Source organism: Phyllobacterium myrsinacearum, assembly GCF_014138285.1.
Taxonomy (GTDB): domain Bacteria; phylum Pseudomonadota; class Alphaproteobacteria; order Rhizobiales; family Rhizobiaceae; genus Phyllobacterium; species Phyllobacterium myrsinacearum_A.
In genome coordinates, this window is the sequence record NZ_JACGXN010000025.1 from 5,148 (window position 1) to 12,952 (window position 7,805).

Consider the following 7,805-nt stretch of genomic DNA (forward strand, 5'->3'; position numbering starts at 1 on the left):
GACAGTCCCCGTAATTACGCCGGTTGAACCGTAGTCGCGATTCGGATCATTGCCCAGCTGCAGCGTGCCGTTCTCCACCAGCGTTCCACCGGTATATGTATTATTACCGGTCAGAATTAACGTGCCGACGCCGCCTTTGGAAAAGCCATCGTTTCCTATGATTGTTGAACCAATCGTGGCCGTACCCGCGGCAACATTGATTATCTTGTCTGGAGACCCAGCAAGGTTTAAAGTTCCACCGTTAATTACATAGCCAGCGGTGTTGAAATCAATCGTTGATGTGCGCTGCTGGCCGACGACCGTAACTATCCCAGCGGTCCCGCCAAAAACAGCATTGTTACCCGGGCTGGCTGGGTTCCAATTTGTGTTCACTGCGCCGGCACTATCAGTCCAATTGGTGGTCGTACCGTCCCATTGGCCTGTTCCTCCTTCTACAGTTTGATTTCCGGTAGTGTTGGAACCATCCCAATATTGTTGAGCAAAGCTGGCAGTGCAGGCAAAAATGCAAAAGCCAAGCGATATCGCACTTCCTTTAAGCACAACTCGACTTAAGGCAGTTGAACACCGCAATGCCTGAAGGGAATAATTCATCAAGACTAGACCTCATCCCTTTATCGGATTTCTTGGGAATTCTACTTTATTGCCCGTAATCTCTATCAGCCGTATTTGACACTTCTATAGTCCGCATACCAGTGGATCAGAATTCGATCAATACTGTACAACCGAAACCAGAAGCATTAGTGCAATCTACGGTAGGGGCACTTCCAAAAAAACACGTAAAAACAATGATACTAGTAGGGTCGGCCAGCGCGTTAAAAAGAACACACAATTCCAAAAAACACTTTTCCCTTCAAAAAGTGAGTTTTGCAGGAGAAAAAGCGGAGCGGTAACGAATCTTGCAGACTCATTAACTGGGTTCTGTGGGATGTTTGTAAACGTATGAAGAAAGCTCTCCTTTGATGTTGCCACCATCACGACAGCGTCCAAACCAGTAAATCGTTTTGTGCCTGCCGTAGTGAAGGTTGCCGTTGCCTGGCGTTGCCGGTCCTCCTGTTCGACAAGTGTAACGCAGCTATGCATTTCTACGTCTTCACTGTCGTCAATTGAATGCATCGTTCAGGATAACTTTACCTGTCTTGGGGCTTGGCAAGCTGCTCTGCTGTGGTGAAAATCAAGATAGTGCTTGAGATCAAAACTTACATAGCCTAAAAGGACCTCGCATTCTGCAGCGCACTTTTCGCGCCGTTTTGTAACTCGTGAATGGCTAAATCTTTAACGGCTACGCCCTTCGTCAACTAGCTCCTAGACCGAGTGAAGTTTTGTGGAATAATGAAAAAAGTAAGCATTTCGCCACTTGCATTGGTGGCATCACTTGTTCAGCACAGACAACTATTGTTGGATATGGCTTGGCGGGAGACGATCGGACGCTATAAGGGATCAATGTTTGGGCTCTTTTGGTCCTTGTTGACCCCACTCATGATGCTCGGTATTTACACTTTTGTGTTTAGCGAGATATTCAAATCGAGATGGGGTGCAGATACGCATACATCGAAGTCGGCGTTTGCTATCATTTTGTTTGCTGGTCTGATTATGTTCAATATGTTTGCTGAGTGTGCTAGTAAGGCGCCGAGTATTATATTGTCTAATCAGAATTACGTTAAAAAAGTAGTTTTTCCGTTAGAAATACTTGCTTGCGTAAATGCTCTTTCAGCTCTTTTCCATGCGGCGGTTAGTTTTCTCGTTTTACTCGCATTCCAGTATTTCGGTATGGGAGAGATCCCGCTGACTGCTCTGTTTGCTGTTCTAATAATCGTGCCTTTTATGTTTTTTTTGCTGGGGTTGATGTGGTTTTTGTCGGCAGCTGGCGTCTATCTGCGAGATATTGGTCAAACAATTGGTGTGACCATCACCGGCATGATGTTTGTCTCTCCAATATTCTTCCCTTTATCCTCGTACCCGGAGAGGTGGCGCTTTTTAGCGGCTTTCAATCCGCTGACCTATCCTATTGAACAGGTCAGATCCGTGGTTATTTTTGGTAATTCCCTGGATTGGTATGTCTGGACGCAGTATGTGATCGGTGCAGCAGTTTTCGCGTGGCTTGGCTTCGCTTGGTTTCAAAAGACGCGAAAGGGATTTGCTGATGTCCTCTGAAACGGTAATTCGTGTTACAGGTGTGAGCAAAGCATTTCAAACGTTTGCAAGGCCGCATGATCGTCTGGTGCAAGCGTTGTATGGATTGGCATCTCGGTTGAGTCCTGTGGAGGCATTGGCTGCCAAATTGCGCCAAAAGGCATCTGCTCGCTCGTCACAGTTCTGGGCTTTGCGTGATGTTTCTCTCGAGGTAAAGCGAGGGGAAACCGTTGGCATAATAGGGCGAAATGGTTCCGGAAAGAGCACATTGCTGCAAATTATCTGCGGCACTCTTCAGCCTACATCAGGTGATGTTTTCGTAACTGGGCGGGTTGCCGCGCTGTTGGAGCTTGGTTCTGGCTTCAATCCTGAATTCACAGGTCGCGAGAATGTTTATTTAAACGGCCAGTTATATGGGCTGTCCAAGGCACAGTTGGATGACCGGTTCGACAGCATTACGAGCTTCGCTGATATAGGAGACTTTATCGAGCAGCCTGTAAAGACTTATTCCAGTGGTATGTTGGTGCGTCTGGCATTTGCGGTCATTGCTCACGTTGATGCAGATGTCCTTGTTGTTGACGAAGCTTTGGCGGTGGGGGATGCTTTCTTCACGCAAAAATGCATGCGTTTTTTGCGAGAGTTCATGAAGACAGGCACAATTCTGTTTGTCAGTCATGACACGGCATCCGTGAAAAATTTGTGTTCCGAAGCTTTATGGATTGAACGGGGAACCGTCTTGGAGACAGGTGTTCCGCGCACGGTTTGCGACCGTTATCTCGAAGCATTTTACGAAGAGCAACAAGGTAAGAGCACCACAACCCGCTTGCGTCCTGTCAAACTGGACAGGCAAAATAAGGCGGAGAAAGATCAGCGACTTCAATTCATCAACCATACCGAACTGCGGAATGACCTGAAGGTTTTTGAATTTGATGCTTTATCAAGTTCATTCGGTAACGGCGAGGCCCAAATCGTTGACGTTCATTTTGGCGATCGTGATGGGAACATCCTCTCCTGGGTTGTTGGAGGGGAGGAGGTTGTCATTCACGTGCAGGCCATAGCTCACCGGGACCTCGACGCTCCGATTGTAGGCTTTTACATAAAAGACAGGCTTGGGCAGACTTTGTTTGGGGACAATACCTATCTTACACGTCATGACGATCCGCTTCCGGTTGTTTTAGGGCAGATGATCAACGCGAGTTTCGTGTTTCAAATGCCAATTCTGCCTAAAGGCGATTATTCGGTTTGCGTGGCCGTCGCGAATGGAACACAGGACGAGCACACCCAACTTCATTGGATTCATGATGCCTTATTTTTCAAGTCTGATGCGACCAGCGTCACCACGGGCCTGATAGGCATTCCAATGCTTAGTATCGATCTTGCTAAAGCTGATACGGCTAACGCTTAAGCTCTAGCCCGTCGAACATATAAAGGCTTACTATGTCATTCAATATCACAGCATACCCAACTGCGTTCAGTCGGCCGAACTATGTCTCTGGTCACAGTGCGTGGATGGAACACATTCCATTTGCCTTTACTATTGTCGAGGCTCTTCGCCCCCGTATTTTAGTCGAGTTGGGAACACATTTCGGTGATTCCTATTGTGCGTTCTGCCAGAGTGCAGACGAGCTCAAACTGGATTTGCGCAGCTTTGCCGTTGATACTTGGCAGGGAGATGTCCATGCAGGCTTTTACGGCGAGGACGTCTTAAGAACACTGCGCAATGCGCATGATGAACGGTATGGCAGGTTTTCCAATCTTCTGCAGACCACCTTTGATGATGCTATTCCATACTTTGAAGAAGGCACAATCGACCTCTTGCACATCGACGGACTGCACACATACGACGCGGTTAAACACGATTTCTTGACTTGGCTACCCCTGCTCAGTGATCGGGCTGTAGTGATTTTCCATGACACAAATGTGCGGGAACGAGAATTTGGCGTGTGGAAGCTTTGGGACGAACTGAGCGCAAAATATCCGTCATTCGCTTTTTATCATGGCCATGGTCTCGGGGTATTGGGCGTCGGAAGTAATCTACCGGCATCCGTTCAAACGCTATTTAACAGCAAAGAAGACAAAGCGGTCGAAATTAGGAACTTCTTTGCCCTTTCTGGCAGATTGTTACAACAAAACTTGGATTGCTCCAACGCACTGCAATTTCAGAATAATCGCGTAGCCGAGTTGGAGGCTGCAAAGCAAGGTCTTGATGACAAACTGCTGGTTACCAATCAAGCGCTTGTTGAACAGGTGGAGCAGCACAAAGACCTTTTGGTAGCTGAGCAACAAGTCACCCGCACACTGCAGCTTCAGATTAGTGAATTGAACGCTGAGAAGAAATCGCTGGAAGCAACATCGCAAGAGCTTGAAGTGAAAGTAGTAAACGCGCATCAGCACATTGCGAATATTCAAAATTCTACGACGTGGAAACTGGGGAAGCCCGTAAGGTCAATTCGGAAGAATCTCGGCACGAACAGGCAGCGGCTCGACATGATTGTATCGGCACGCCGCTCCGCCGGCGGATGGCTTCCACTGTTTCGATCGGTTTACCGGGTTTGGCGGGTGGATGGTCTGAATGGCATTCGAGCTGCTGCCCGTCGATCAGTGCCTGCCAGAGAGCAATCAATAGCAGCGCACAAAAATGATTTATTACAGCAGGTTCGGCAAAAGTTTTTCAATCCCCATTTAAATGATCTTCAATCGGAGACAGCAGAGGCATCCAACATAAAGATCTCTATCATCATGCCGGTTTACAAAATCAAACCAGAGCTGATTGAGGAAGCCATACAATCTGTACTGCGCCAATCTCACGAAAACTGGGAACTTTGTATAGCTGATGACTTCTCGAATGATGCGGAGCTTTCACGTATCCTGCGATCACATGTGCAGCGCGATGAGAGAATAAAGTTTGTAGAGCTTCAAAAGAATCAGGGAATTAGCGGGGCGTCCAATGCGGCTCTTGCGTTGGCAACTGGCGATTACGTTGCGCTGATGGATAATGATGATCTGCTGACCTGGGATGCGCTCGAAAGTTTTGCCGTGGCCATTTCTTTGGATCCTGAGGCTGATATTCTTTATTCAGACGAAGCTAAGGTGGACGAAACGGGTGTGCCCGTTGAAATCTTTGCCAAGCCTGACTGGAGCCCCATGTTGATGCTTAATTGTATGTATATTGGGCATCTTGGTGTGTATCGCCGCAGTCTTGTCGAGCAGATAGGCGGATTTCGCAAAGAGTTTGATTTCTCTCAGGATTACGATCTTGCATTGCGTGCTAGTGAGATTGCGCGGCACGTATTGCACATACCCAAAGTGCTGTACGGCTGGCGCATGATTGCCAGCTCGGCAGCTGCCGGCGGAAAACCATACGCGCGCGAGACAAATATTGCTGCACTTCAATCTGCAGTAGAGAGGCGGGGATGGAAGGGGAAGGCTGTCGCGCTGCCAACGGCCAACCGGGTCGTATTCGAGTTTGCCGGAGAATACCCGTTAGCTTCCATTATTGTGCCGTCCGACAATCAACGGAATATCGAAGACACAATACGCTCTATTACAGAAGATACGGCAGGCGGTGAGTTTGAGATCATCGTTGTAACGAACTCTAAAATCGTTAGCGCGATGCAGGGTACGGCCCTGGATTCGCGTGTGCGCTTTGCTGCCTATGACAAACCTTACAATTTCTCCGACAAATGTAATGCCGGTGCAGCTATTGCATCTGGTGATTATCTCATCTTTTTCAACGATGATGTTCGCATTATCTCCTCTGGCTGGCTCGAAGGGATAATGGAATATCTCGTGAGAGACGGGGTTGGAATAGTAGGTCCAAAGCTGTTGTACGAGAACCAGACCATTCAACATGCTGGAATGGTTACGGGTGTTAGGCGCCTGGTCGGAACTGCATTTCATAGTTTGCCTTCCGATACGCCACTTCATTACAACTTTGCGCAATCTGTGCGTGAGGTATCGTTGATTTGTGGCGCTTGTCTGGGAATAAAGGGCGATGTTTTCAAGAAAATTGGCGGATTTGACGCCTTCAACGCGCCAATCAATCATTCTGACGTGGATTTGTGCTTTAAGGTGCGAGATCTGGGGCTTACGTGTGTTTACACACCGCATGCTACATTGCTGCATATAGGACATATGTCTCTGAAAGAAGTAGACAAGAAGAAGGCCGCTGCACCGCGCCGCAAGGACAAAGCAGATATATATCTACTCCGCCGCTGGAGTTCTTATTTGCACAATGATCCTTATTTCACTAAAACTATGCGTGAACTGCTCTACCATGACTCACCAGAAGCCTATGAGTTTTTTGCCCCATTCTCCACGGCTACGATCATGGGGGGGAAGGATGCACTGTTAGTTTCACACGACCTCACCGAAAGTGGCGCACCCCGCGTTGTGCTCGATATGGCGCGCTCCTTGAAGAATGCTGGACATTTCGTCGTTGTTGCTTCTCCGGAAGATGGCCCTATGCGTCATGAACTTCAGAAGATAGGAGTTCCTGTCATTATCGATAGTCTAGTGCTCACCGGCCATCAGTCGGTAGAGGATTTTGCAGTAAATTTTGACTTTGTGATTGCCAATACCGCCGTTACTTGGCCAGCGGTGAATCAACTTGCGCCGAAAGTTGATGTGCATTGGTACATTCATGAAACCGGCTTGATAAAACAACTGGCGAATTTGCACCCTGACGCTTTTCCTAGCGCCCTAAAGAATGCAAAGTCAGTTATCGCGGGTAGCCAGAGGGCTGAGGCCGTACTAAAAGACTATCGCGGTGATTTGTCGATTATGGAATATGGAGTCGAGGCTTATCCGCTTGACATAGAAGCTTCAAAACAATCCCTCGAAGACATGAAACGTAAGCTGGTTGTATCGGTTTTTGGCTCTTATGAACCTCGTAAGGGGCAGGATCTTTTCATTCTGGGCGTTGCTGCTTTGCCAGATGAGCTGAAGAAGAGGTGCGAGTTTCGTTTGCATGGTCGCATCCTTGATGCAGGCTTTTTCGAAGGTATAAGCAACATGGTAAAAAATGAGCCAGAGATTGTATTGGGCAAGCAACTGAGTCATGCCGAGTATGTAAGCGAGATAGCGCAGTCTGATTTGGTTGTTGTCCCGTCAAGGGACGACACACTTCCGCTTGTTTCGCTCAATGCTTTGAGCGCCGGTAGGCCTTTGATGTGTACCATGACCACCGGAACGGTAGCATATCTGACTCATGGAGTGACTGGTTTTGTCATTAGCGAAAACAGCCCCACTGTTATTACTCAGGCTTTGATGGATGCCCTTGCTAACCCAGCGCGTCTGCATGACGTTGGACTAGCGGGCCGGGAGGTTTTTGAAGCTCGGTTCTCGCAGGACCGATTTACAACTTCTCTCTTGGCTTTGGTAGATTGATACCAGGACAATAATCCAATCGGTGCTCGAGGACGAGGAAGCGCCTGGAGATAGTGGATTCTACAGTCTTTCGGGGGCGAAGAGAAGATCGGCACTGGCTCCTGATGATCGTTTGAAGGGCAATGCATCGTTGAAAACGAAGGCGAGTGGATAACGCAGATAATACGTGCGCTTGGCAGATTCGTTATCAACGATGAACCGCATTTCGCCATTTTTAAGTGAAATCAACGGCGGCTACTTAAAACATCATATCGCTACTCGACTTTTAGCATTGACATAAGGAAGTG

At 48.0% G+C, this 7,805-nt stretch carries 4 protein-coding genes; 3 read left to right on the forward strand and 1 reads right to left on the reverse strand.

The annotated features are described in order from the left end of the window. Positions 1-591 (reverse strand): autotransporter-associated beta strand repeat-containing protein (locus FHW16_RS28410; RefSeq protein ID WP_246712014.1); only part of this gene is annotated, 591 nt, incomplete at its 3' end. A gap of 738 nt (positions 592-1,329) precedes the next feature. On the opposite strand from FHW16_RS28410, the gene FHW16_RS28415 reads away from it, so the two are divergent. Genes FHW16_RS28415 through FHW16_RS28425 form a run of 3 tightly spaced genes read left to right on the forward strand, consistent with a single transcriptional unit; the run spans position 1,330 to position 7,518 of the window. Then, positions 1,330-2,151 (forward strand): ABC transporter permease, encoded by an 822-nt coding sequence (locus tag FHW16_RS28415; RefSeq protein ID WP_182552818.1) that lies wholly within the window; start codon positions 1,330-1,332, stop codon positions 2,149-2,151. After that, on the forward strand, positions 2,141-3,535 hold the full coding sequence (locus tag FHW16_RS28420) for an ABC transporter ATP-binding protein (protein WP_182552819.1): 1,395 nt from the start codon (positions 2,141-2,143) through the stop codon (positions 3,533-3,535). Before FHW16_RS28415 ends, FHW16_RS28420 begins: the two co-directional genes overlap by 11 nt. A 32-nt stretch (positions 3,536-3,567) precedes the next feature. Then, complete coding sequence (locus tag FHW16_RS28425) at positions 3,568-7,518, forward strand: glycosyltransferase (RefSeq protein WP_182552820.1); 3,951 nt, start codon at positions 3,568-3,570, stop codon at positions 7,516-7,518. The last annotated feature ends 287 nt before the right edge of the window (positions 7,519-7,805 follow it).